This is a genomic window from Nocardia brasiliensis, from assembly GCF_042691675.1.
Lineage (GTDB): Bacteria > Actinomycetota > Actinomycetes > Mycobacteriales > Mycobacteriaceae > Nocardia > Nocardia brasiliensis_D.
In genome coordinates this window covers 1,113,320-1,137,138 of record NZ_CP170507.1, presented here as the reverse complement: position 1 = coordinate 1,137,138, position 23,819 = coordinate 1,113,320, and the positions used below count along the sequence as shown (strand labels likewise).

The window sequence follows — 23,819 nt, the reverse complement described above, 5'->3', positions numbered from 1 at the left end:
GCGTCCGCCATCAATGTCCCAGCGCCCGCAGGGCGCGCGCGTTGACCTCGTCGACCTCGCCGACGCCGTCCACCGAGACGACCAGTCCGTCGTAGTGCTCCAGCAGCGGCTCGGTTTCCTCGCGGTACACCCGGAGCCGGTTGCGGATCACGTCTTCGTTGTCGTCGGCGCGGCCGCGAGCGAGCATCCGCTCCACGACCGTGTCCTCGGCCACCACGAAACACAGCACCGCGTCGAGCTTGGTGTCCATGTCCTTGAGGATCTTCTCCAGCGCGTCGGCCTGGTCGACCGTGCGCGGGTAGCCGTCCAGCACAAAGCCGTTCGCGGCGTCGGGCTCGTTGACGCGGGCCTCGACCATGCGGTTGGTTACTTCGCTCGGCACCAGATCGCCTGCGTCCATGTACTTCTGCGCTTCGCGGCCGAGCAGGGTCTGCTGGCTGATGTTCGCGCGGAACAGATCCCCGGTGGAGATGTGCGGGACGCCCAGTTTTTCCGACAAGAGGACGGCCTGGGTGCCCTTGCCGGCACCCGGCGGACCGAGCAGTACAACTCTCACTTGAGGAACCCTTCGTAATTACGATTCATCAGCTGACTTTCGATCTGCTTCACCGTGTCCAGGCCGACACTCACCATGATCAGCACCGCGGTGCCGCCGAACGGGAGGTTCTGGGCACCGCCGGACGAACCGATATCGAGGAACAGATTCGGCAGCACAGCAACGAGGCCGAGGTAGATCGAGCCGGGGAGGGTGATGCGGCTCAGTACGTAGTTGAGGTAGTCCGCGGTGGGCTTGCCGGGGCGGTAGCCCGGGATGAAGCCGCCGAACTTCTTCATCTCGTCCGCGCGTTCCTCCGGGTTGAAGGTGATCGCGACGTAGAAGTAGGTGAAGAAAACGATCAGACCGAAGTAGATCGCGATGTAGACCGGGTTACCCGGGTTGACCAGGTATTTCGCGATGATCTCCTGCCACCAACTCGGGTTGGGGTTGTTCTGCGAGGAGGTCAGCTGGGAAACCAGGTTCGGCAGGTACAGCAGCGAGGACGCGAAGATGACCGGGATGACGCCCGCCTGGTTCACCTTCAGCGGCAGGTAGGTCGAGGAGCCACCGTACATCTTGCGGCCGACCACGCGCTTGGCGTACTGGACCGGAATCCGGCGCTGGCCCTGCTCGACGAAGACGACGGCGATGATGATCGCCAACGCGGCGACACACACCAGGCCGAACACCAGACCGCCACGGCTGTCCAGAATGGACTTGCCCTCGATCGGAATACGCGCGGCGATACCGGCGAAGATCAGCAGCGACATGCCGTTACCGACGCCGCGTTCGGTGATCTGCTCACCGAACCACATGACCAGCGCGGCGCCGGCGGTCATCACCAGCACGATGATGATCATCGCGAAGATGCCGTTGTCGGCGATGATGTCCTGCTGGCATTGCAACAGCTGGCCGCGAGACGCGAGCGCGACGAGACCGGTGGCCTGCAGGATCGCGAGCGCGATCGACAGGTACCTGGTGTACTGCGTCATCTTGGTCTGGCCGGATTGGCCTTCCTTGCGCAGTTCCTCGAACCGCGGGATGACGACGGTCAGCAACTGGACGATGATGCTCGCGGTGATGTACGGCATGATGCCGATCGCGAACACCGACAGCTGCAGCAGCGCTCCACCGGAGAACAGGTTGATCAGCTGGTAGATACCGGCGTTTTCACCACCGGATACTTCCTTGATGCATTCCTGGACGGCCTTGTAATCGACACCAGGGGACGGCAGCGACGCACCCAGCCGGTACAGCGCGATCAACCCCAGCGTGAAGAGAATCTTCCGCCGTAAGTCCGGAGTCCGGAAGGCCGATACGAAGGCGGAAAGCACAGATCCTCCTGGCGAACGACATGGTCAGGACATGGATATTTCAAGCAATACCCCAGATCCGGCGAACCGGCATCTGGGGACGCTGAAAACCATGACGAGGCTTGGCAGACAACAACTTGAACTCTAACAGTGGCACCGGACGAGCTTTCACTCGTCCGGTGCCACTTATTGCAGAGTACCGTCAGCCCAGCTCGGTGACAGTGCCACCGGCCGCAGTGATCTTTTCCTTGGCCGCGCCGGTGACCTTGTCGACGGTCACCTGGACCGCGACACCGATCTCGCCGTCGCCGAGGACCTTGACCAGCTGGTTCTTGCGAACCGCGCCGGCGGCCACGAGCTCGGCCTTGCCGATCTCGCCACCCTCGGGGAACAACTTGGCGATGGCACCGACGTTCACGACCTGGTATTCCGTGCGGAACCGGTTCGTGAAGCCCTTGAGCTTGGGCAGCCGCATGTGCAGCGGCATCTGCCCACCCTCGAAGGCGGCCGGGACGTTCTTGCGTGCCTTGGTGCCCTTGGTACCACGGCCCGCGGTCTTACCCTTGGAACCCTCACCACGGCCGACCCGAGTCTTCTCGGTCTTGGCACCGGGCGCGGGACGCAGGTGATGCAACTTGATGGTCATGTCAGACCTCCTCAACTGTCACGAGGTGGCGCACGACGTTGATGAGTCCCCGGTTCTGCGGGTTGTCCTCACGAACCACGGTCTGCCGAATCTTGCGCAGACCGAGCGTGCGCAAGCTCTCACGCTGGTTCTTCTTGGCGCCGATCGTGCTCTTGATCTGGGTCACCTTGAGATCTGCCATTACCTGGCACCTCCCGCAGCCTGGGCGCGCGCACGCAGCATGCCCGCAGGGGCAACGTCCTCGAGCGGCAGGCCACGGCGAGCCGCGACCTCTTCCGGACGCTGCAGCATCTTGAGTGCCGCAACCGTCGCGTGCACGACGTTGATGGCGTTGTCGCTACCGAGCGACTTCGCCAGGATGTCATGAATGCCAGCGCATTCCAGCACGGCACGAGCCGCACCACCGGCGATCACACCGGTACCCGGGCTGGCCGGGCGCAGCATGACGACACCGGCCGCCGCCTCACCCTGAACCGGGTGGACGATGGTGCTGCCGATCATCGGGACGCGGAAGAAGCTCTTGCGGGCCTCTTCGACACCCTTCTGGATGGCCGCGGGAACTTCCTTGGCCTTGCCGTAGCCGACGCCGACCAGACCGTTGCCGTCACCGACGATCACCAGGGCGGTGAAGCTGAAGCGACGACCACCCTTCACGACCTTGGAGACGCGGTTGATCGCGACGACGCGCTCGAGCTGGTTCTTCTCGGCCTGCTGGTCGCGGCGATCGCCGCCACCACGACGGTCGCGACCGCCACCGCGGCCGTCCCGGTTGTCGCCGCCACCAGCGGCGCCATTCTGCTGTCCGGCGGGTCCGTTGCCGCCGTCACGCCGTTGACGTCCCGGCATCAGACGTTCCTTCCGTTGTTCTTGATCATCAGAATTTCAACCCACCTTCGCGAGCGGCATCGGCCAGCGCCGCGATGCGGCCGTGGTAGTCGTGACCACCACGGTCGAACACGACGGCCTCGATGCCGGCAGCCTTGGCACGCTCGGCCAGCAGTGCGCCGACCTTCTTGCTCTTGGCCGACTTGTCGCCGTCCAGCGCGCGCACATCGGCCTCGATCGAGGACGCGGCGGCGATGGTCTTGCCCAGCGAGTCGTCGACCAACTGTGCGTGCAGGTGCCGCGAGGAGCGGTTGACCACCAGGCGCGGACGCTCGGTGGTGCCTGCGACCTTCTTGCGGAGACGGAAGTGACGGCGGGTCTTCGACAGCCGACGCGTCGTCGACACGTCCTTGCCACGCGGCTTGCGCTTGGCGATCTGGTTTTCGGTTTGCGCCATGATCACTTACCCGTCTTTCCGACCTTGCGGCGAACGACCTCGCCGGCGTAGCGGATGCCCTTGCCCTTGTACGGGTCGGGCTTACGCAGTCCGTGGATCACAGCGGAGATCTGACCGACCGCCTGCTTGTCGATTCCGGACACGGAGAACTTGGTGGGCGATTCCACCGCGAAGGTGATGCCCTCCGGCGCCTCGATCGGCACCGGGTGGCTGTAGCCCAGAGCGAACTCCAGGTTCGAGCCCTTGGCCTGCACGCGGTAACCGACGCCGAAGATTTCCATCTTCTTCTCGTAGCCCTTGGTCACACCTTCGACCATGTTGGCGACCAGGGTGCGGGTCAGGCCGTGCAGCGAACGGTTCTGCCGCTCGTCGTTCGGGCGAACGACCTCGAGCTGGCCGTCCTCGCCCTTGGCGATGGTGATCGGCTCGGCGACGGTGTGCGACAGGGTGCCCTTGGGACCCTTCACCGACACGTGCTGGCCGTCGATGGTGATCTCGACACCGGCCGGGATTGCGATGGGCTTCTTGCCAATACGCGACATTTGTCTACCTCCCCTTACCAGACGTAGGCGAGGACTTCCCCGCCTACACCTTGCTTGGCCGCCTGGCGATCGGTGAGCAGACCGGTCGACGTGGAGATGATCGCCACGCCGAGGCCGCCCAGGACCTTGGGCAGGTTGGTGGACTTCGCGTACACACGCAGACCCGGCTTCGAGACGCGGCGCAGGCCCTGCAGGCTGCGCTCACGGCTGGGGCCGTACTTGAGGTCGACGACGAGGCTCTTGCCCACGGTCGCGTCCTCGGTCCGGTAATCGGCGATGTAACCCTCGCGCTTGAGGATCTCGGCGATGTTCGCCTTGAGCTTCGAGTGCGGAGCCTTCACCTGATCGTGGTACGCCGAGTTGGCGTTGCGCAGACGCGTCAAGAAGTCTGCGATCGGATCAGTCATGGTCATGGTTAGACCTCGACACCTTTCTCGCCGCGGTTCCCATACAACGTGGGCATACACAGGGCATGCCGACCGTGGGCCTACAGCAATGGGGCTGGTCCGGCCGACACTTGCCGACCGGATTGAGTTCTCATATGAGTTCTCGGTGCCAGGGCGGGCCCGCGGGCCGATGCAGTCACTGCACACAGACCTGCGGACACAGATGTGCCCAGGCAACCGGTCTAGTGTAGACAACGCCCAGCTCGGGGCAAAATCGGGGTCGGGCCGCTCGCCGCGAGGGGGTTACCGACGCTACTTCAAAGTCCGCAATCGCGCGCTGATGTCTTGAACATCCTCGATGGCGCCTTTGGCGACTTCCACGACCAATGCTTCCGCGCCGTCGACATCGAGGGGCAAAGTCACTCCGTTCAGACCCAGAAACACCACTGCCGCGATCCATGCCGTGCGCTTGTTGCCATCAACGAACGGGCGATTGATGGTCAGGGATTGCATCAGCGCAGAAGCCTTGTCGAACAGATCCCCGTATGCTTCCTGCCCGAACATTCCCGAAGTTGGGCGGTGAACCGCAGAGTCGAGGAGACCGATATCCCGTACCTGCACTGGTCCACCGAACGCGACCTCCGCGATGTGCAGCACATCCTCGAGGTCGACGTACTCAGTCACTTGAGCCGCTCCATGAGTTCGGCCCAACGAGTCACCTCACTGGCAGCGAGCGCGCGCACCCGGTCGCGGTGAGCGTGTCGAGCCAAGTACTCCCGCACGGCCTTGTTGATCAGCGCATTCATACTCACCCCCTCGGCGGCGGCCTGGTCACGGAGCAAGTTGTTCGTCTCATCGTCGGTGCGATAGTTGATCGTCGTCATGACTCCGACCACACTCTCAATGGCCCCATAATGGCCCCACGCCGCAGAGGCGACATCGTGGGTCGGACATCCGTCGCAAGTTGTTAAGCATCCTTGGTGGGATCAAACGTGCAGATGGGTCTGGATCACCGCGGTGACTCGCGCTATCAACTCGTCTAGTTCCGACGCACGGAGGCAAGCCCCAAGCCGCTGTGCGCCCATACACCGACGATCCCGCCCAAGCCGACGCAGTCACCTTCATCCGCAAGATATTGGGCGGCGACGTGCCTCTGGTCGGGTAGATGGCTGGATACGCTTGGCGGCCTCACGGCCTTGCTCTCCAACCTCGACCGGAGAAGCGATCGACGCCGGGCTCATTGTGCCGGACGCCGCTGGCAATCTTGCAGTTTATCGAACGCCACAACCTCGGAATGCACCTGCAAGCGGGTGTCTTGCCAACTGTCAGGTCCACGCATACGCGATCCAGCAACCTCCAGAGGACATCTCAGCGAACGTCACGTGACCTCTATTGCGCAGGAGAAGAGCTGCGCACACTAGTGGGGTATTCGCGACTGGCGTAACACTCCGCACGCAGGTCACGGTGTACCGACCGAAACGTCTGCAACATTGTCGAGGAGGACCGCGGTGAACGTCATGGTCGAAATGACTGCCCTGACTCTGAGCCGCCCCACCGCCGAGGCCGGCGCCATCGAACGCGCCGCCTGGTACGAGGCCAAAGCCAATCTGCACACGTACCTCGCCGGACAAGGTGGCTCCGACGCCGCGAGGGAAACCGCCCTGGCAGTCAGCGCGCGCCAGCGCGCGCTGGAACTGCTGGGCCAGCAGAACTGAGTTGTCGACACTCCCTGCCATGAAGTGGCCCATCCGGAATCAGACGTCCAGATGAGTCTTGATCGCCGGGGCGACTCGCGCGATCAACTCATCCAGACTTTCCGAGGCGATGGGCTCTACCCGCAAGATGTAGCGCAGGTAGGCGATGCCGAGGAGTTGGGCCATCGCCAGGTCGATCCGCAATTCCGCATCCGAGCCAGGTAGGGCTGCCGCGAGCTGGGCGTATATCTGGCCCTGGATGAACTGCCGGACCAGGTTGGCGGACTCCTCGTGGGTTGCGGCGCCGCGCAGGATTGCCAGCAGCGGGGCACGGGTTTCCGGTCGGTCCCACGCTTCGAAGAACACGCGTGTCAGTCGTTCCGCTGTTTCACTCGGGTCGCCATCGGTTATGCGTGCTGCGATCTCCGTCGGCTCGAACGGCCAACCCATGGTGGCGCGGAACAGGTCGGCCTTGCCGCCGAAATAGTGCCTGATCAGCGCGGGATCGACACCAGCAGCCGCGGCGATCTCGCGCACGGTCGTCTTGTCGTAGCCGGCTTCGGCGAATCTGCGGCGTGCCGTCGCCAGCAGCACTTCCCGGGTATCGGTCTTGCCGGGTCGTCGTCCAATCGGAGGCATGATGCCAGAAACTCTACAACCGTTGATTTTCTGCCGGGCGTCGCGCTACGCTGAGCGCAGTAATTCCACAACTGAGGAGTTCTTGAAATGCCTGCTCCACGATGGGTCGCACACGCCAACCGGGTCGGCCTCAACCGGCTCACCAGGTTCATCGCCCCCTGGGCTCCGGGATGGGCGGTGGTGGTACATCGTGGACGTAAATCCGGTCGGATCTTCCGGACCCCACTGTGGGCCTTCCGGCGCGGAGACAGGTACGTGATCGCGCTGACTTACGGCCCCGAATCCGATTGGGTGCGAAACGTTCTCGCCGCAGGCGGATGCCAACTCCAGTCCAGACGGCGGCGCTACGAGGTCGACAACCCACACGTATACCGCGACGAGAGCGCCGCCGACATGCCCCCGTTCATCCGCTTCATGCTTCGCCGAGTGCTCGCAGCCCCAGACTTCCTCAGCGTCGATATTCGTCATGAAGTGAAATCGCCGCGCTGACCGCCTGCCTCACACACCGGATCCTCAACCGACCGAGTTCACCCCACGCAGCAAGGCCCCCCGAGCGTGCTGCGGTAGAGACTACGATTGGGCCATGTCAGGTCCCCGCATCGAACAGCCTGACCTCCCCGAATACATGACTTGGGAGGAGCTCGAGCAGCTGCCCGAGGAGATCGCCCGGCAGATCGAGCTTTGGGACGGACGGGTGGTTTGGCTGCGGCGTGGGCCGGCCGAGCATCAGGAATTCACCAACCTGCTGTGGAGCGGCCTGCGACGGTGCGCTCGGGAGGACATGGCCGCAAACCCGCAGCACTGTTGGCGTGTTCACACGGAGACGAACATCTTTTTCGGCACGTCGGGAAAGTCCGATTTCATGACCCCGGACTTCCTTGTGCATCGCTGCCTTCCGAACCCATACCAGGACGTTCGCGCCGACGAAGTTCTTTTGACCGGCGAAGTCCTCTCACCATCGAACACGCAGACCGATATCGACGAGAAGAAGGCGCGTTACGCCAAAGCCGGCATCCCGTGGTATTGGGAGGTCACGTTGGAGCGCGAGAAAAGCGCGATCGCGATGATTCGCGCCTTCGCGCTCGAGACGACACACGGCCAACTCCCCGCAGGGGTGCATCCGCTCTACCCAGCCAACTACCTGCTGACTGGCAAGTGGACACCGAAAGACTCCACCGCGATCGACATCGAGTTCCCCTTCCAAATCCACATCCCCTGGACTGAGCTCGAATTCTGAACTGCCGCAACATAGCTGGCTCCGTAGCTGGACAATGACAGCGAGGCCCCTGATCCGAGCGCTATTCCCCCGGACTGCCAGTGCCGATCAGCACTCCCGGGATGTGTCCGGCTTCATGCGCCCGGCTTCGATCAACGTTCGCCGCGCCGCCGCCTTACGCGGGCATTCATCGGCGCTGCACCCGCGATGCCGCTGCATGGTCCAGTGCGCGTCGGACACGCTCAGTGGCTGTTCCGGTGCCTCGTGCGGTCCTACGGGCCGAGCACCCTTGGCCGCGATCCGTCGCCGCTCGGCTCGCCATTCGGCCTGGACACGGTCGGCAATCTCTTGCACGGACGTGCCGTCCGGTTCAGCTTCCCGCCACCAGTTGAACCCCACCGCATTTCACCCCTCCCGTGTCAGCTGTCATTTGATGGCACCCAACGCCGGGGCTTTCGCCACGACTTCGCGGCTGACTGCCGGTCGATGTGCAGATGAGGGACAACGGCATCTATCCGGCATCGGGCGCTGAGTAGTAGCGTGGGCCAGGCGGGACGCGATTCATACGGATTCGGTGTTTGCTGGTGTTCACAGAGCGCAGGGCGTGCGGATGTCTGACGGTGAACGGTTGCGAGCCGCCCGGGTGGCGGCCGGGAAAAGCCTGCGCCGCATGGCGTTTCATGTTCACTTCGCGCCGTCGTACTTGAGTTTGGTCGAAACCGGAAAGCGCCCCGTCACACCGGAAATAGTGGCCGCATATGAACTAGTGCTAGGCGCGGGTTCGGTTACCTCCGACGAATCCACGAACGGGGAACAGGCCACGTTGGAATGGATCCGGCGGGTCACCGCATCGGACGTCAGCGATGGCACGCTCGATCGGCTGGAAACGGCGGTCGACGATTTGGCATCGGCCTACCCGACCACCCCACCCGATGAGTTGCTCGTCCGGGTGGGACAGCATCTCGGCTACGCCGGGCGTTTGATGGACGGCAAGAAGACTTTGGTTGAACATCGACGGCTGATGGTCGCCGTGGGCTGGCTCGCTCTGCTGGCCTGCACGTGCCACATTGACCTGGGAGAACTGTCAGCCGCAGCGGCGCGGGGACACTTGGCACGAGATGTCGCCAACGAAGCGGAGCATCCGGAGATTACGGCGTGGTGCCTCGAGACGCGAGCGTGGCAGCTACTGACCGCTGGTGATCATGCTGCGGCGGTTGAGCTTTCACGGGCTGCACAGGCGATTGCCCCGCAAGATAGCTCGGTCTTCATCCAAGCGACGGCGCAAGAGGGGCGGGCGCTCGCGCGCCTCGGCGACAGCAAAGGAACCTACAGTGCGCTGCGCAGGGTCGCCCGGCTCGTATCCAGGATGGACGAACCCGACCGACCCGAACATCACTTCCGCTACGACCCCGCCAAGTCGGATGCCTACGTCGCAACAACGCTTGCATGGCTCGGCGATCCCGCAGCCGAACCGTTTGCTCGACACGTCCTCGCAGATCTCGCTCGCGCCGAGTCAGTCCGTCCACGCCGTATCGCATCGGCGAACCTTGATTTGGGGTTGGCCCTCGTTGCGGCCGACAAGCCGGATGAAGCGGCCCACGTTGCGCTGGCCGCGGTCACGTCCGGCCGACTGGTCCCGTCCAATTACTGGCGCGTCGCCGAAGTGGTCGCCGGCATCGAAACTCGTGGCGCACCAGACGCGGCCATCGTTCGCGAAGCCTTCCGCGACACCTACCCGACCTGAGGTCTTGCCGAGATAGGCCGCTTCGATTGTCGCCATCGCGTACGCCTTGGCGGCACACCGCCTACTGCCCTCTCAAACGCTTCAGGTCCTCGAATCCTACCGATCCGTCGGACGACAGATCGCCCTGAACGGCAGTGATGATGTCGATAATGGGAAGTTCACCGCTGGCATCTAGTTCATATAGGCAGTAAGCAATGTAGTCGACATCAGGCTCGTTGTGACGCCGTCCCAATTCGTTCAATACCGCAAGGAGTCCACGTTCCCCGCCACACCGGGCAAGCTGTTCTGCAGCGTCAACGCGCATGGTCACGATCTCATCGTTCAACATGATCTCTTCAAGACGCTCGCGCGCGCTGCGATAATCGACGTATCGGCCGAGCTCGGGAATCGCATTGACCCTGGTCATATTGTCACCGCTCCTGGAGTCTGCCAGAATCTTCGACAACGTTTCGGGGCCATCGGTTTTCACTACGAAATCTCCTCGAAGCAAGGCCAATCGAACAGAGTCAGGTTCGGCTGCTCGTTGCATCAATGATCGGTGGTGTCCATAAGTTCTTCCAATTGCCGAATCCCATCAGCGACTAATCCGGCCGTATACTTCTGTCCAATTTCACGGGCTCGCTGCCGCACTGGTATCCCATCAAAGATCTCGAGCTCTCGCAACCGATGTGCGAGGTAGTCGGCGTCTGGGTCCTCCGCACGGCGGCCCAACGCCTCGAGCACCGCGAGCAGGCCATCCCGCCCACCGTAGCGAATGAGGGCCTCCGCCGCCTCCTGCTCCACCGCCACATCATCGTCATCGAGCAACTCGGACAATCTGCCTAACGCTTTTACGGCCGGAAGTAGCTGACCGAGCGCTTTCGCGGCGTCTCGCCTTACCTCCCATTCAGGCGATTGCGACCGATCAAATACTTCCACGTGATATTTCGCCTCAGGCATAGACCGTCGAATCCAGCTCTCAGATCAGCGGGCCAGGAACACGTCGGCGATCCGAACCGGATAGACCTCGACCGTTAGCTCGCCAGACAAATCAGCTCCTTGCGTGGAGATTCTGATAACCCCACTTTTATCGACCGCGATACGGTTCACCTGTTCACGAAAGAGGTCAGCAAGAAGTGCTGAGTCCTGAACCCATCGGACACGGACAGAGCGGGCAATTACATCGTACGACAGCTCCAGCTTGTTTCGGTCGTCTGCAACGATATTCACCAGAAATGAGGCAGTTGCTCCTGGAATCGCTATACGCTCCGCCCCGAATGTCTCCAGGAATTCTGATTCCTCCGGCTCAATGAACTCATAGTTGGACATTTATCCTCCTCCACCCTTCGGAATCACAGTAGTCAAGCGTAAACCCTCTGGTGTACTCTGCCAGGTAGTTTCGAACTTCAAGATACCATTTGGGCCGACAAAGAGCGATTCCCTCACTTGGAACTCTCCATACTCATTGGAGAAGGTGCGAGAGATATTGTTGTCCACCCTGACGATATCATCAAAATGACGATTGAGCAGATCCCTTCCAGCTGTATTGTCGTACACACCAACACGATTCAGCTGCGAGAGATTTTGCAGTGACCTCGGCGTATTGTGGGAATCGTCCGCTGCTTTACCAAAGAGGTAGTCGAACTTCTTATCGTCGACGATGGCCTTCGGCTGCGTTTTGGGTGCGACATTCACATCGCTGCCATGCTTTCCACGCAGCCGATCGCGTAGGTCTGTAACAGCCTTTTTCGCCTTCGCCATCGCGGCCTTGGCATCGTCGGCCAGTCCTTTGAGCTGCAAGGCTTTACGTGCGCGCCAGGCGGTGACGGTTCCTTTGATCTTCACGGCCCAGCGTCGTGCCGACTCGACGGCTTTGGCGCCGGCGATCACGCCGCCGACGCCGGTGAGGCAGGTGGCGATGACGGTGACCGCTACGTTGATGGCGGCTTCCTGAATGATGGCTTCTATGAAGCCTTTGACCTCGTTGCGGAGTTCTTCGATCGATTCCTTGTAGTCGATGCAGGTCTTGCTGATCTGTTTGCAGGTGTCGAGCAGAGCTCCGATGGAGGTCTCCAGGGTTTTCAGGTCCTCCCGAACCTGCACCGCATCCCTGGACGTGACCCCGTCGAAAAGGCTTGCCGCGATGGTGATCTTGTCTTTGGCGTTGGTGTTCTGGTAGATCGTGCCGAGCCGATCCCAAGCATCGGCTGCCTTGGCGAGGGTGTCGGTATTGCCGTCCGGGAGTGGGCAATTGATGGCGTCGAGTACTTCGATGGACGCTTGCGCCAGGCCCTGCGGGGTTCCTCCTGCGGCTGACGCCGGAAGCGCATAAGGCCCGAAGGTCACTGTCGAGGCCTTGTCCTGCGGTCTGTCCGGCTGCGCTGTTCCCTTCAGGGCGGCATCGGATTTGGCGTGTTCGAAACCGATGTCGTTGAGGGCGGTGCCGTATGCGCGCAGGGTCGAAAAGGTCTGGTCGAAGAACGACACGGCTTCGCGGGCCGACTCGTCGTATGAGGCTGCCCATGCGCGGCCGTCTTCGTCTCGGCCTGCCATCTGTCCGCAGCTGTTGAGTTCGCCGAAGACGTATTTGAAGCTGTCGTTCAGTGCGGCGGCGGCGTCGAAGCAGTTGATGGCGGCCTGGTAGTAGACCTTGGGGTCGACCTCGAGTTTGTCGCTCATACGCCGAGAATCCGTAGGGCCTGGGCTCCGGCGGTGGTGTAGCTTTCGTGCGCCTTCTTCAGGGCATCCTGGAGAGCCGCTAGGCCGTCTTGCATATCGGTAACCCCGGCCACCCATTCCCGGTGCGCCTCGCTGTAGGCAACCGCCGCATCGCCGACCCACACGCCCTCGACTTCTTTGGCTTTCGCCTCGAGTTGCGCCAGACGATCGGCAACGGCCGCTTTGTAGGCGCGCATTCGGGCGGCCAACTCCTCGAGCTTGTCGAGTTCGACCGAAAATGCTGGAGTCTCAGCAGTCATGGGATTCGGCCTGTTCAGGGTAGGTCCAGGGAGCTGAGGCCCGAGGCGAACGACTGGTCGGTCGCGCGGAGCGTCTCGGCAGTCACTCCCAGCTTTTCCGCCAGCTCGAACAACGCATCCCACACCTGGTCCGCTCCCTGGTGGAACTCATCCCACGCGGCGGTGAATACGCTGGCGTTGTTGCCCGCCCAGCTGTCGATCGTGACCTTCGTGTCGGCTACCAGCGACGCATACCCGGACTTCAACTCGTCCGCGATCTGGTAGGCCATGCGCCCCAACGCTTTCACCTCTTCGGGCTCAACCGATAGCGACAATGGCCCACTCCTCTCGATGGCGACTCCCTCTTCCTTGTATGACGCACCAGACGTCGCCCCGGTTCCGCTGGATTCCGCGCCCGACGAGCCCTCGGCGAAATCACCCATCGAAACAAGCGCGAATCAACGCGCAAAGGCACGGCCTCACAGGAGGCCGTGCCTTTGTACAGAATTTCGCTTACGCGAGTCCACTCACGAAGAGCGCAGGCTCACCAGGAGCTCTTGTGCACGCCCGGCAGCTCGCCGCGGTGTGCCATCTCGCGAAGGCAGACGCGGCAGAGGCCGAACTTGCGGTAGACGGCGTGCGGGCGACCGCAACGCTGGCAGCGGGTGTAGGCGCGGACAGCGAACTTCGGCTTGGCTTCGGCCTTGATTCGCAGTGCTTTCTTGGCCATCGTCAGTTCTCCTTGAACGGGAAGCCGAGGTGCTTGAGCAGGGCGCGGCCCTCTTCGTTGTTCGTCGCGGTGGTCACGACGGTGATGTCCATACCGCGCGGGCGGTCGATGGAGTCCACGTCGATCTCGTGGAACATCGACTGCTCGCTGAGGCCGAACGTGTAGTTGCCGTTGCCGTCGAACTGCTTCGGCGACAGGCCGCGGAAGTCGCGGATACGGGGCAGCGCGATGGAGACCAGGCGGTCGAGGAACTCCCACATGCGATCGCCACGCAGCGTGACCTTCGCACCGATGGGCATGCCCTCACGCAGCTTGAACTGCGCGATCGACTTGGTCGCCTTGCGGATCTCCGGCTTCTGACCGGTGATCAGCTCGAGGTCCTTGACGGCGCCGTTGATCAGCTTCGCGTCCCGGGCGGCGTCGCCGACACCCATGTTCACGACAACCTTGACCACGCCGGGGATCTGCATCACGTTGGCGTAGTTGAACTCGCTGTTCAGCGCGTCCTTGATCTCGGCACGGTAGCGCGCCTTCAGGCGCGGCTGGTTTTCGGTGGTAGTCATGCTCAGATGTCCTTCCCGTTGTTACGGGAGATCCGGACCCGCTTGCCGCTCTCCTCATCGGTCCGGTAGCCGACACGGGTCGGCTTGCCATCGGAGTCGACGATCATCACGTTGGACACGTGGATCGGAGCTTCCTGGGTCACGATGCCGCCCGAAGAGGCGCCGCGCTGGTTGGCGGAGTTCGCGACGTGCTTCTTGATCCGGTTCACGCCCTCGACCAGGATCCGGTTGCGTTCCGGGTAGGCCTGAATGACCTTGCCCTTCGCGCCCTTGTCCTTACCCGAGATGACGAGCACGGTGTCGCCCTTGTGCACCTTCATGTCAGAGCACCTCCGGGGCCAGCGAAACGATCTTCATGAACTTCTTCTCACGCAGTTCGCGCCCGACCGGGCCGAAGATGCGGGTGCCACGCGGGTCGTTATCCGCCTTGATCAGCACGGCCGCGTTCTCGTCGAACTTGATGTAGGAACCATCCGGGCGACGGCGCTCCTTGGTGGTGCGCACGATGACGGCCTTGACGACCTCACCCTTCTTGACGTTGCCACCGGGGACAGCGTCCTTCACGGTGGCGACGATGATGTCGCCGATACCGGCATAGCGACGTGACGAACCACCGAGAACGCGGATGCAGAGAATTTCCTTCGCACCCGTGTTGTCGGCGACGCGCAGTCGCGACTCCTGCTGAATCACTTCAGCTCCTCCTTGACCTGGACGTATACGCACGCCGGATTGCCGACCCGACGGGCATGGTCAGTTGCCCTCCGGACGCGCGCCTGCCAGCGATTTCTTCGGCCTGAGTGTGCAACTCGAGAACCAACCACTGGGGGTTCGCTGCCGGATTGCGGGCATAGCTCCCGCAGGCAACCGGTCTAGTGTAGGTGAATCCGCAGGTCGGCCCAAATCCGGGTCATGTTTGCGACCGGCGTCACTGCTGGCGAGTCGTTTCGCGCCACTACCCTCGGATCGAGCAAGATCAAAAGGAGATGCACCGTTCGGCTCGACCGTACCGAAAAGGGGATGCTTTGAGCTCGTCCGCCCGCCTCGATCGCCGCGCTTTCTTGCTCGCACTCGGGGCGGTGCCCGCCGCCGCGGCGCTGGCCTCCTGCTCCCAGTCCTCGTCGGTATCGGAAGTCCGCCTGACCGGCGTCGACATGGCGGGCGCGAACCCGGCGATCCGACCGCAGGATGACCTCTACCGCCACGTCAACGGCACCTGGCTGCAGGAATATCGGCTGCCGCCGGACAAGTCGACATTCGGGTCCTTCGACGAGGCCAACGACCGCACCGAGCAACAGTTGCGCGGCATCGTCGAGGGCATCCGGGATCCGCGGCCCGGCTCGACGGAGCAGCAGATCCGCGATCTCTACGACGCCAGGCTCGACCGCGACGAGATCGAGCGGCTCGGCATGACGCCGATCGCCGATCTGTTCGCCGCGATCGACGGCGCGGCGACCAAGCCGGATCTGGCACGCGTGATGGGCGCGCTGCCGATCGCGGGTCTGATCGGGCTCCAGGTCGTTGTCGACCAGCGGAACTCCGGCAATTACATCGCCACGATCAGCCAGTCCGGCATCGACGCCAACCTGGACGAGCAGTACTACCGCAAGCCCGAGTACGCCGAGGAACTCGCGGCTTACCGCACCTACCTGGAACGCATTGCCGCGAGCGCGGGCTCCACCGACCCCGCGGGCACCGCGCAGCGGGTGCTCGACCTGGAGACCCGGATCGCCGCCGGCTACTGGGACAGCGTCCGCGATCGGGACCCCGACACCACCTACAACCTGCTCAGCTGGGCCGAATTGGCGAAGCTCGCACCGCAATTCGACTGGGATCCCTGGCTGGCGGGCAACACCGACCGGCCGAAACAGCTCTTCGAGAGCCTGGTGGTCCGGCAGCCGTCGTTCGTCACGGCCGCGGGCCAGCTGTGGGCCGACGTCGATATCGCCCTGTGGCGGGAGTACCTGCGCGTCAGCGTCGTCAAGGAGTTGGCGCCCTACCTGGCCAAGGCTGTCGCGGACGCGGCGTTCGATTTCGTCGACAAGGCGCTGCATGGCCGCGACCAGCGGCAGGATCCGTGGAAGGACGGGCTCGCGACGGTCGATCAGTATCTCGGCGAACCGTTCGGCAAACTGTATGTGGCCGAGCACTTTCCGGCGCAAGCCAAGGACCGCGCCAAAGCTTTGGTCGCCGATCTGATGGCCGCCTACCGGCAGGACTTCACCAATTCCTCATGGATGTCGCCGCCGACCAGGACAGCCGCCCTCGAAAAACTCGACAAGATAGTCGCCAAGATCGGCTACCCGGACAGTTGGATCGACTACTCCGGGGTGCGGATCACCCGGGGCAAACTGATCGAATCCGTGCGCGCCGCCCGCGCTTTCGAAGTCGCACGCGCCTTCGGCAAGCTCGGCACGCCGGTCGATCGGGCCGAGTGGGGCTTCCCGCCGCAGACGGTGAACGCCATGTACGACCCGACCGCCAACCAGATCACCTTCCCCGCCGCCATCCTGCAGGCGCCGTTCTTCGACGCCGATGCCGAACCCGCGGTCAACTTCGGCGGCATCGGGGCGGTGATCGGCCACGAGATCGGGCACGGCTTCGATGATCAGGGTGCCAAGTACGACGGCGACGGCAACCGACGCGACTGGTGGACCGCCGCGGACACGGCCGCGTTCGAGGCCAAGACGAAACAGCTCATCGAGCAGTACAACGCGCTGGTGCCCGAGGGTCTGGATCCGAGTCAGCACGTCAACGGCGCGCTGACCGTCGGCGAGAACCTCGCGGATCTGCGCGGGCTGCAGATCGCACTGGCCGCATACCGCGCCGCCGCTGAGCGGGACGGTAAACAACCGAACCTGGAGACCGTGTTCCTGTCCTGGGCCAGGATCTGGCGGCAGCAGGCGACCAAGCAGACCAAGGAGATGCTGCTCGCCAGGGACGTGCACTCACCCAACGAGTTTCGCGCCAACCAGGTGGTCCGCAATATCGCCGAGTTCTATGCCACCTTCGGCGTCGTGGCCGGGGACAAGCTCTTCCTGGCACCGGACCAACGCGTCACGCTGTGAGACGGGCAGCAGGCGAGCGCTGACGGCGGGTAGCCTCGGGCGAACAAATCGCGCCTGACGAGGATGCGGCGGGCCGCATCGGGAGAGGAATCCTCGTGACACGTCTCGGACAGCTGGACCGTCGTGCATTCTTGATCGCGCTCGGGGCGGTTCCGGCCGCCGCCGCGTTGGCTTCCTGCTCGAACGACACGACAGCGACGACCAAGGCGCTCACCGGCGTCGACATGGGCGGTGCGGACGAGGCGATCCGGCCGCAGGACGATCTCTACCGGTATGTCAACGGGAAGTGGCTGCGCGAGTACCAGTTGCCGCCGGACAAGACCTCCTTCGGCTCGTCCAGTGAGGCGTTCGAACGCACCCAGCAGCAGTTGCGCGAGATCGTCGAGGGCATCAAGGATCCGAAGGCGGGGTCCGAGGAGCAGCAGATCCGCGATCTGTACGACGCCCGGGTGGACTGGGACGAGATCGAACGGCTGGGGATGACCCCGTTGGCCGGTCTGTTCGCGAAAGTGGACGGTGCGACGAACAAGGCCGACTTGGCGAAGGTGATGGCCGAGTTGCCGATCGGTGGCCTGATCGGCCTCGGTATCGGCACGGACCGGAAGAACTCGAACGCCTATATCCCCTCGGTCGGGCAGTCCGGACTCGGGCTCGGCGAGCAGTACTACCGCAAACCGGAACACGCCGAAGTGCTCGCGCAATATCGGGTCTTCCTCGAACGCATCGCCGCGGGCGCCGGTTTCGCCGATCCAGCGGGCATGGCGCAGCGCGTGTTCGATCTGGAGAAGCGCATCGCGCCCGCGCATTGGGACAACGTGCGCAACCGTGACGCCGACGCGACGTACAACGTGTACAGCTGGAACGATATGGTCGCTCTCGCACCGGGATTCGATTGGGACCCGTGGTTGGCCGGGAACACCGACCGCCCGCGTGAACTGTTCGCGACAATGGTGGTCGGCCAGCCGTCCTTCATCACGGCGGCGGGCCAGTTGTGGACCGAGGTCGACATCCCCACGTGGCGTGACTATTTGAAGCTGAGCGTGCTCCGGGAGTTCGCGCCGTACCTGCCCAAGGCCATCAACGACGCGAACTTCGAGTTCAAGGGCCGGGTGCTCAACGGTCAGGAAGAGCGACCGGAGCGGTGGAAGTACGGCGTCGGGATCGTCGACGAGAAGCTCGGTGAGCAACTCGGAAAAGTGTACGTGGAGAAGTACTTTCCGCCCGAGGCCAAGCAGCGCGCGAAGGAAATGCTCGACGATGTGATCGCCGCGTACCGGGAAAACTTCACCAACTCGACCTGGATGTCCCCGGCGACCAGGGAAGCGTCCCTCGCGAAACTCGACAAGATCGACCCCAAGATCGGCTACCCGGACAAATGGGTCGACTACTCGAAGCTGAAGATCACCAGAGGCAAGCTGATCGAATCACTGCTCGCCATCAACGACTTCGAGGTCAAGCGCGCGTTCGCCCGCCTCGGCGGTCCGGTCGACAAGTCCGAATGGGGGATGTCGCCGCAAACGGTGAACGCCTATTACTCGGCGAGCTCGAATCAGATCGTCTTTCCCGCCGCCTACCTGCAGCCGCCGTTCTTCGACAAGGACGCCCAGGCCGCAGTCAATTTCGGTGCGGTCGGGGCGACCATCGGCCATGAGATCGGCCACGGCTTCGATGACCAGGGCTCGAAATACGACGGTGACGGCAATCGCCGCGACTGGTGGACCCCGGAGGACCGCGCCGCGTTCGACGCCAAGGCCAAGCAGCTCATCGATCAGTACAACGCACTGGTCCCGGAGGGTCTCGACCCGAGCCAACACGTCAACGGCGAGCTCACCGTCGGCGAGAACCTTGCCGACCTGCGTGGACTCCAGATCACCTTGGCCGCCTTCCGCATCGCGGAAAAACGGCGCGGCATCGACAACCCCGACTACCGGACCATGTTCCTGTCCTGGGCGCGTAGCTGGCGCGAGAAGCAAACCAAGGAACTGACCGTCCGCTTCCTCGCCAGTGACACCCACTCCCCCAACGAATTCCGTTGCAACCAGGTGGTCCGCAACCTGGCGGAGTTCTACAACACCTTCGATGTCAAAGAAGGCGACAAGCTTTTCATGCCCGCGGATCAGCGCGTCACGTTTTGAGCTGACCGGGTTGGTCCAAGAGACCATCGACCAGGGCACCGAGGCCGTAGTCATAGGTGTCTTCGGCCGTGAGGGCGATGTAACGCGGACCGAGGGCGGCCAGGCGCGGCAGGGTTTCGGCGTCCAAATCGGCGAAGACCTGCTCGCGATAGGTGGGGCGGCCCGCCGCGGCGCGGCGGGCGGATTTGCTGCGGATGATGAGATCGCCCGCGGTGTAGGCCCAGATGACGCGGTAGGCGTGGGCGGCGCGGTCCAGGGTGAGGCCCGCCGCGACGCAACCATCGATGATGGTTTCGCTGAACCATAGGGCCGAGACGCCGAAAAGGTCGTCGGCCGCGATGATTTCGACCACCCACGGGCGGGCAGCGAGGACGTCGCGCATCGCGGTGGCCGCGATGCGGATGCGCGCCTTCGGGTCGTCCGGTAGCTCCGGCCGGACCACCTGATCGGCGTAGTCGTTGAGCAGCAGGCGGAGCAGGTCCTCCTTGTCGCGGACGTGGTGATAGAGCGCCATCGGCGTGCAGCTCAGTTCGGTCGCGAGGCGACGCATGGTCAGCTTGGCCACCCCGTCCGCGTCGATCACCGCGTTGGCGGCCGCGACGATCTCCGAGCGGGAGATGCGAGGCGGCCTGCCGGTGCGTTTGGGCTGCGGCGACGGAGTGGGCATGAGGTCCATCATGGCCCATCGGCGAACGGAGGTGTGGACACGGGGACGATCATGCGGTTAGTTTATATACATGTATAAAAACTCTGCTGTGCGGCCACGAGCCGCCCTGACCGCAGTGGCGGTGGCCCAGTTCATGGTCGCGCTGGATATCGCGGTGGTGAACGTCGCGCTGCCCTCGATTCGGACGGATCTGGGGTTCGCGCCGCTCGACCTGGTGTGGGTGGTGCACATCTACGCATTGACGTTCGGCGGGTTTCTGCTGCTCGGCGGTAAGGCGTGTGACGTATTCGGGCAGCGCAGGCTTCTTGTCGGCGGCTTGGTCGTTTTCGGAATCGCCTCGCTGGCAGGCGGTTTCGCGCAGGAGCCGTGGCAGTTGGTGGCGTCGAGGGCAATTCAGGGAGTTGCGGCGGCGGCCGTCGCTCCGGCCACACTGTCCACGCTGACCACCGTGTTCGCCGAAGGGCCCGCGCGAGTACGGGCTCTCGGTGTCTGGAGCGCGGTGAATGCGACGGGTGGCGCACTGGGAGTATTGATCGGCGGGTTGCTCACCGAGTACGTGAGCTGGCGCTGGGTGATGCTGATCAATGTGCCGATCGTGGTGATCGCGCTGGCCGCGGCCGTCCTCGGCGTGCCCGCTGTGCGGCCGGAAATCACCTCGCACCGAGTCGATGCGCTCGGTGCCGTATTGGCCACCGCCGGAATAGGTTTGCTGGTAGTCGGCGTCGTGCGGACCGATCACTACGGCTGGGCATCGGGCATCACCGGCGGCATGCTGGGTGCGGGCGCGGTGTTGCTCGTTGCCTTCGTCGCAGTGGAAGCGCGGGTGGCCGAAGCACCGCTCGTGCGTCTGGGACTCTTCCGCAACCGCTGGGTGGCCGGGGCGAACATGTTCGTATTCCTCGCCAGCGCAGGGCAATTCACCGCGTTCTATCTGATCGGGCTCTACATGCAGCAAGTGCTGCTGATGAGCGCGGGCGCGACCGGTGCCGCGTTCCTTCCGTTCTCGCTAGGCGCGGTTGCCGGGACGGTGGTCGCGACCCGGGTCGGCGCCCGCCGATCCCCCAAGGCAGCACTCGTCGGCGGCGGACTCCTCACCACGGTCGGCATCGGCTGGTTCGCCCTCATCAGTCCCGACGGCAGCTTCCTCGTCGATGTCCTCGGCCCGTGCCTGATCGGCGGTTTCGGCCTCGGCCTGTGCCTGGCTCCGGTGGCCGCCGCGGCGACCATGGGCGTCGCGCCCGGCGAGGCGGGCATGGCCTCCGGCATCTTCAACAGCTTTCGCCAGCTCGGCGGCAGCGTCGGCGTCGCCGCGCTGGCGACCGTAGCGGCGGCGCGGACCGGCGACAGCGTCACCCCGACCGCCCTCAACGACGGTTACGCACTCGGCCTCAGTTGCGCCGCATTACTTTTCGCCGCAGCCACCGCTGTCGCCGCCGCAGTACTCCCCTCGACTCGGCGGGCGGCGCCGACCACCACGCCGAAATCACCAGAACCCGCGGAGCTTTCCGCAGCGTAAACGGCTACCCCTCGAACAGCTTTCCAATGCATTCCGATGAAAGGAACATGATGACCCTCGTACCGATCGACCTGTTCGACCGTGGACTCCACTTCCGCCCGGACGGTGACGTCCGAGCAGGCGAGCGCCGGATGAGCGCGGGCGACGGCTGGCAACTCGCCGCCTTCCACGTCGAAACCGATGCCGACGTGCATGCCGATCACTGGGAGATGCACCCGTCCGCGGAAGAAGCGGTCTGCTGCCTGTCCGGCGCGGTGCGCCTGTACCTGCGCCCCGAACACCCCGGCGAGGACGAGCCGATGGTTCGGCTGACCGCGGGCACGGCTTACGTGGTGCCCCGGGGTCGTTGGCACCGCATCGAACTCGACGAGCCCGCCGACCTCATGTCCATCGGCGTCCGCGGCGGCACCAGCCAAGAGCCGGTGGCGCGCTGATCTTCGGCAGATTCGCGCACGCGGACGGTGGGCTGTCCCAAGTGCAACGCGACGTCCGATTACCGCCGGTTCCGACCGCCGCGCACTGAGCAAACTGAGCGCATGACGCTACCGACCACCGACCCGATGACCGTGCTGACCGCCATGTACGCGGCCGAAGCCGAGTACCTGGCGGCAGGCGGTCCCGGCGGCGCCTCGTTCGAGCTGTTGGCCCCGTTCTTCGCACCCGACGTGGTGCTGCACCAGGCCGCCGGTCTGCCTTACGGCGGAACCTGGCGCGGCCACGAAGGCATGGAACAGTTCTTCCGCGCCATGGCGCAGACCTGGGCATTCTTCGAACTCCTCGAGCAGGAGTTCCTGGTGACCGGCGAGACCACCGTGGTGCACACCCGAGTCCGCGCCCGTGCCCGCGCAACCGACCGCGAACTCACTTTTCCTATCCTGCAAACGATTACGATCACCGACGGCCGAATCTCGGAGGTGCATCCGTTCTATTGGGATACGGCAGCTATCGCCGATGCCTGCGCGGAGCGGAGCGACGGAGCCGCCTCCGGTTAGGCGGTCAACCGTCGTACGGATCAGTTCGCGTGAACCGTTGCGGCCCCACCGAGGTTGTTAGCTCGACTACCCTATAGTTAGCAAGTCTAACGAGCAGGTCCAGGACGAATTCCTTGCACACCCCCTAACGGAAGACCAGTTAGATAGGTTAGCCTTGGCTCAATTGCGCTGGCTTAGCCGGAGCAGCAGGAACTTCTCGAAGGGAGCGTGCGGTTGATGAAGTCCGTTCGGACATCTCGCTGGACGCGGGCGACGGTTGCCGCCGTTGCCGCGGCGCTGACGCTCGGCCTGGCCGCCTGCGGTTCGTCGGGCGACGGCGCCGGTTCCGGCGGCGAGCCGGTCACCATCACGCATGCCCGCGGCTCGACCACGGTGGAGGGGACGCCCAAAAAGATTGTCGCCCTCGGCAACCAATGGCTCGATGCCAGCTTGGCGCTCGGCGTCACGCCGGTCGGCTACGTCGACAATGTCGCCGCGCTGTCCAAGAGCACCCCGCCGTGGGAGCCGAAGACGCTGGAGTCGGCGAAAGCACTGAGCACCACCGGAAACGTCGCCGAGCAGGTGGCAGCGCTCGAGCCGGACCTCATCCTGGCCGACCCGTTCATCGCCGACCAGAAGACCTACGACGAGCTCGCCAAGCTCGCCCCGACCTTGCCCGCCCTGGGCAAAGACGCGGTGACGCCCTGGCAGGACCAGGTGACGACCTTGGGCAAGGTCCTCCGCAAACAAGACGAGGCCGCCAAGGTCATCGCGGATGTCGACAAGAAGATCGACGCGATCGCCCAGGCGAATCCGGGTTTGAAAGGCAAAACCTTCGCCAGCACCTGGCTGGCCAGCGCGGCGCAGCTCATGGTGCTCACCGATCCGAACGACGGTTCCAGCAAGCTGTTCACGCAGCTGGGAATGAGCATCCCGAAGAACCTCACCGACCTGCCCGCCAATCAGGGGCGGCTGGCGCTGTCGCCGGAGCGGGTCGACGAACTGACCGCCGACCTGCTGATCGCCGGCTACTCCCCCGGCTTGGACGAAAAGTACCGGCAGCTGCCCGGGTACCCCGACCTGCCCGCGGTGAAAAAGAACTCGGTCGTCTTCCTCACCACCCAGGAGATCAGCGCCGTCAACCAGCCGACCGCACTGTCGGTGCCCTACATCCTGGACAAGCTGACGCCCGCCTTCGCCAACGCGGCGAAATAGGCAGCGCGTCAACCCGATCGA

General features: G+C 63.8%; 32 protein-coding genes. 10 read left to right on the top strand and 22 right to left on the bottom strand.

Annotation, left to right across the window (positions count from 1 at the left end; all coding sequences use genetic code 11):
• Positions 1–10: 10 nt before the first annotated feature.
• From ACFK0J_RS05540 to ACFK0J_RS05495, 10 genes are all read right to left on the bottom strand, one after another.
• Entirely contained in the window at positions 11–556 is a 546-nt protein-coding gene (locus tag ACFK0J_RS05540) for an adenylate kinase (protein ID WP_218473764.1), read from the bottom strand.
• A complete protein-coding gene (gene secY / locus ACFK0J_RS05535; protein WP_378737150.1) occupies positions 553–1,872 on the bottom strand; it encodes a preprotein translocase subunit SecY in 1,320 nt (439 codons plus the stop codon). Before secY ends, ACFK0J_RS05540 begins: the two co-directional genes overlap by 4 nt.
• A 181-nt stretch (positions 1,873–2,053) precedes the next feature.
• The gene (gene rplO / locus ACFK0J_RS05530) at positions 2,054–2,497 is read right to left on the bottom strand and encodes a 50S ribosomal protein L15 (protein ID WP_014981722.1); all 444 of its coding nucleotides are present in this window, start codon (positions 2,495–2,497) and stop codon (positions 2,054–2,056) included.
• A 1-nt stretch (position 2,498) separates the two neighbouring features.
• Entirely contained in the window at positions 2,499–2,678 is a 180-nt protein-coding gene (rpmD, locus tag ACFK0J_RS05525) for a 50S ribosomal protein L30 (RefSeq protein ID WP_218473760.1), read from the bottom strand.
• Positions 2,678–3,343 carry a 30S ribosomal protein S5 gene (rpsE, locus tag ACFK0J_RS05520; protein WP_218473758.1) on the bottom strand — a complete coding sequence of 222 codons (666 nt, stop codon included), beginning with the start codon at positions 3,341–3,343 and terminating at the stop codon, positions 2,678–2,680. The genes rpmD and rpsE overlap by 1 nt, the downstream gene beginning before the upstream one ends.
• Positions 3,344–3,371: 28 nt before the next feature.
• A complete protein-coding gene (rplR, locus tag ACFK0J_RS05515; protein ID WP_246634347.1) occupies positions 3,372–3,779 on the bottom strand; it encodes a 50S ribosomal protein L18 in 408 nt (135 codons plus the stop codon).
• Between the two features lie 2 nt (positions 3,780–3,781).
• On the bottom strand, positions 3,782–4,321 hold the full coding sequence (rplF, locus tag ACFK0J_RS05510; RefSeq protein WP_378737147.1) for a 50S ribosomal protein L6: 540 nt from the start codon (positions 4,319–4,321) through the stop codon (positions 3,782–3,784).
• A 14-nt stretch (positions 4,322–4,335) separates the two neighbouring features.
• Positions 4,336–4,734, bottom strand: coding sequence for a 30S ribosomal protein S8 (rpsH, locus tag ACFK0J_RS05505; protein ID WP_014981717.1), 399 nt, complete (start codon positions 4,732–4,734; stop codon positions 4,336–4,338).
• Between the two features lie 285 nt (positions 4,735–5,019).
• Positions 5,020–5,391, bottom strand: coding sequence for a type II toxin-antitoxin system death-on-curing family toxin (locus ACFK0J_RS05500; RefSeq protein WP_378737145.1), 372 nt, complete (start codon positions 5,389–5,391; stop codon positions 5,020–5,022).
• A complete protein-coding gene (locus tag ACFK0J_RS05495; protein WP_378737143.1) occupies positions 5,388–5,591 on the bottom strand; it encodes a CopG family transcriptional regulator in 204 nt (67 codons plus the stop codon). Before ACFK0J_RS05495 ends, ACFK0J_RS05500 begins: the two co-directional genes overlap by 4 nt.
• Before the next feature lie 633 nt (positions 5,592–6,224).
• Here ACFK0J_RS05495 and ACFK0J_RS05490 point away from each other — a divergent pair.
• The gene (locus ACFK0J_RS05490) at positions 6,225–6,422 is read left to right on the top strand and encodes a hypothetical protein (protein ID WP_378742648.1); all 198 of its coding nucleotides are present in this window, start codon (positions 6,225–6,227) and stop codon (positions 6,420–6,422) included.
• Between the two features lie 39 nt (positions 6,423–6,461).
• On the opposite strand, the gene ACFK0J_RS05485 is transcribed toward ACFK0J_RS05490, so the two are convergent.
• Positions 6,462–7,040 (bottom strand): TetR family transcriptional regulator, encoded by a 579-nt coding sequence (locus tag ACFK0J_RS05485; protein ID WP_378737141.1) that lies wholly within the window; start codon positions 7,038–7,040, stop codon positions 6,462–6,464.
• An 87-nt stretch (positions 7,041–7,127) separates the two neighbouring features.
• Here ACFK0J_RS05485 and ACFK0J_RS05480 point away from each other — a divergent pair, with 87 nt between their 5' ends.
• From ACFK0J_RS05480 to ACFK0J_RS05470, 3 genes are all read left to right on the top strand, one after another.
• Positions 7,128–7,529 (top strand): nitroreductase family deazaflavin-dependent oxidoreductase, encoded by a 402-nt coding sequence (locus tag ACFK0J_RS05480; protein ID WP_378737139.1) that lies wholly within the window; start codon positions 7,128–7,130, stop codon positions 7,527–7,529.
• A gap of 94 nt (positions 7,530–7,623) precedes the next feature.
• Positions 7,624–8,277 (top strand): Uma2 family endonuclease, encoded by a 654-nt coding sequence (locus ACFK0J_RS05475; protein ID WP_378737137.1) that lies wholly within the window; start codon positions 7,624–7,626, stop codon positions 8,275–8,277.
• A 589-nt stretch (positions 8,278–8,866) separates the two neighbouring features.
• A complete protein-coding gene (locus ACFK0J_RS05470) occupies positions 8,867–10,000 on the top strand; it encodes a helix-turn-helix domain-containing protein (RefSeq protein WP_378737135.1) in 1,134 nt (377 codons plus the stop codon).
• A 61-nt stretch (positions 10,001–10,061) separates the two neighbouring features.
• Here the strand turns inward: ACFK0J_RS05470 and ACFK0J_RS05465 are convergent, their stop codons facing one another.
• The 10 genes from ACFK0J_RS05465 to rplN all read right to left on the bottom strand — a co-directional run bounded on the left by ACFK0J_RS05465 (position 10,062) and on the right by rplN (position 14,919).
• Entirely contained in the window at positions 10,062–10,469 is a 408-nt protein-coding gene (locus ACFK0J_RS05465) for a hypothetical protein (protein ID WP_378737133.1), read from the bottom strand.
• Between the two features lie 59 nt (positions 10,470–10,528).
• Positions 10,529–10,939 (bottom strand): HEAT repeat domain-containing protein, encoded by a 411-nt coding sequence (locus ACFK0J_RS05460; protein WP_378737131.1) that lies wholly within the window; start codon positions 10,937–10,939, stop codon positions 10,529–10,531.
• A 24-nt stretch (positions 10,940–10,963) separates the two neighbouring features.
• The gene (locus tag ACFK0J_RS05455) at positions 10,964–11,308 is read right to left on the bottom strand and encodes a hypothetical protein (RefSeq protein WP_378737129.1); all 345 of its coding nucleotides are present in this window, start codon (positions 11,306–11,308) and stop codon (positions 10,964–10,966) included.
• A complete protein-coding gene (locus ACFK0J_RS05450; RefSeq protein ID WP_378737127.1) occupies positions 11,309–12,658 on the bottom strand; it encodes a hypothetical protein in 1,350 nt (449 codons plus the stop codon). It lies immediately after the preceding gene.
• Entirely contained in the window at positions 12,655–12,957 is a 303-nt protein-coding gene (locus ACFK0J_RS05445; RefSeq protein ID WP_378737125.1) for a WXG100 family type VII secretion target, read from the bottom strand. The genes ACFK0J_RS05450 and ACFK0J_RS05445 overlap by 4 nt, the downstream gene beginning before the upstream one ends.
• A gap of 14 nt (positions 12,958–12,971) precedes the next feature.
• Complete coding sequence (locus tag ACFK0J_RS05440) at positions 12,972–13,271, bottom strand: WXG100 family type VII secretion target (protein WP_378737123.1); 300 nt, start codon at positions 13,269–13,271, stop codon at positions 12,972–12,974.
• Positions 13,272–13,480: 209 nt separating this feature from the next.
• A complete protein-coding gene (locus ACFK0J_RS05435) occupies positions 13,481–13,666 on the bottom strand; it encodes a type Z 30S ribosomal protein S14 (protein WP_040731429.1) in 186 nt (61 codons plus the stop codon).
• 2 nt (positions 13,667–13,668) lie between these two features.
• Complete coding sequence (gene rplE / locus ACFK0J_RS05430; RefSeq protein WP_218473730.1) at positions 13,669–14,229, bottom strand: 50S ribosomal protein L5; 561 nt, start codon at positions 14,227–14,229, stop codon at positions 13,669–13,671.
• Positions 14,230–14,231: 2 nt separating this feature from the next.
• Positions 14,232–14,549, bottom strand: coding sequence for a 50S ribosomal protein L24 (gene rplX, locus ACFK0J_RS05425; RefSeq protein ID WP_107654147.1), 318 nt, complete (start codon positions 14,547–14,549; stop codon positions 14,232–14,234).
• 1 nt (position 14,550) lies between these two features.
• Positions 14,551–14,919 (bottom strand): 50S ribosomal protein L14, encoded by a 369-nt coding sequence (gene rplN, locus ACFK0J_RS05420; protein WP_107654146.1) that lies wholly within the window; start codon positions 14,917–14,919, stop codon positions 14,551–14,553.
• A 332-nt stretch (positions 14,920–15,251) separates the two neighbouring features.
• On the opposite strand from rplN, the gene ACFK0J_RS05415 reads away from it, so the two are divergent.
• Both ACFK0J_RS05415 and ACFK0J_RS05410 read left to right on the top strand, forming a co-directional pair.
• Entirely contained in the window at positions 15,252–17,294 is a 2,043-nt protein-coding gene (locus ACFK0J_RS05415) for a M13 family metallopeptidase (protein WP_378737120.1), read from the top strand.
• A 95-nt stretch (positions 17,295–17,389) separates the two neighbouring features.
• Complete coding sequence (locus tag ACFK0J_RS05410; RefSeq protein ID WP_378737118.1) at positions 17,390–19,429, top strand: M13 family metallopeptidase; 2,040 nt, start codon at positions 17,390–17,392, stop codon at positions 19,427–19,429.
• Here the strand turns inward: ACFK0J_RS05410 and ACFK0J_RS05405 are convergent.
• Positions 19,419–20,096 (bottom strand): TetR/AcrR family transcriptional regulator, encoded by a 678-nt coding sequence (locus ACFK0J_RS05405; protein ID WP_378737116.1) that lies wholly within the window; start codon positions 20,094–20,096, stop codon positions 19,419–19,421. The two genes, ACFK0J_RS05410 and ACFK0J_RS05405, sit on opposite strands and share 11 nt — an antisense overlap.
• 70 nt (positions 20,097–20,166) lie before the next feature.
• On the opposite strand from ACFK0J_RS05405, the gene ACFK0J_RS05400 reads away from it, so the two are divergent.
• The 4 genes from ACFK0J_RS05400 to ACFK0J_RS05385 all read left to right on the top strand — a co-directional run bounded on the left by ACFK0J_RS05400 (position 20,167) and on the right by ACFK0J_RS05385 (position 23,798).
• Entirely contained in the window at positions 20,167–21,612 is a 1,446-nt protein-coding gene (locus ACFK0J_RS05400) for an MFS transporter (RefSeq protein WP_378737114.1), read from the top strand.
• Positions 21,613–21,659: 47 nt separating this feature from the next.
• Positions 21,660–22,046, top strand: coding sequence for a cupin domain-containing protein (locus ACFK0J_RS05395; RefSeq protein ID WP_378737112.1), 387 nt, complete (start codon positions 21,660–21,662; stop codon positions 22,044–22,046).
• A gap of 102 nt (positions 22,047–22,148) precedes the next feature.
• Positions 22,149–22,604 (top strand): nuclear transport factor 2 family protein, encoded by a 456-nt coding sequence (locus ACFK0J_RS05390; RefSeq protein ID WP_378737111.1) that lies wholly within the window; start codon positions 22,149–22,151, stop codon positions 22,602–22,604.
• Positions 22,605–22,820: 216 nt separating this feature from the next.
• Entirely contained in the window at positions 22,821–23,798 is a 978-nt protein-coding gene (locus ACFK0J_RS05385; protein WP_378737109.1) for an ABC transporter substrate-binding protein, read from the top strand.
• The last annotated feature ends 21 nt before the right edge of the window (positions 23,799–23,819 follow it).